Genomic DNA, 431 nt, shown 5'->3' with positions numbered 1-431 from the left:
GAGTTATCTATGAGACTTTGTGGGACGTCTTTTTTGTTTTTAATACCCAGGGATTTTAATTTCTGAGTCTGTATGACGAGATTGTCGTTTCCTGTGAAAAGCTGCTTGTACGCTTCATTATAAACATTTTTTGCTTGGTCAATATTCTTACCTACCTTTTCAAGATTTTCGACAAAACCTACAAATTTATCATAAAGCTTAGCATCTCTGTCTGCAATTTCCATGGAGTTTTTATTCTGATATTCGCGTTTCCACAGATCGGCGATCAGTTTTAATGATGTAATCAAATTGCTTGGATTGAGTAGTAAAATTCTTTTTTCATAGGCATAATTCCAGAGGTTTTGATCTGCCTGCATAGCTGCAATATATGCCGGCTCACTTGGGATAAACATCATTACAAAATCCAGTGACTTTCCGTAATCATCATATGC

The 431-nt window shown here is 35.7% G+C and carries 1 protein-coding gene; it reads right to left on the bottom strand.

All coding sequences use genetic code 11. The features are described from left to right. On the bottom strand, window positions 1-431 hold a 431-nt coding region (locus tag ACPYOJ_RS34685; RefSeq protein WP_481420275.1), incomplete at both ends, for a DNA recombination protein RmuC.

It is taken from the genome of Rhizobium sp. SVR5-9E (genome assembly GCF_056755095.1).
The sequence above is the reverse complement of the archived record's forward strand: the minus strand, read 5'-3'. Positions and strand labels throughout refer to the sequence as shown.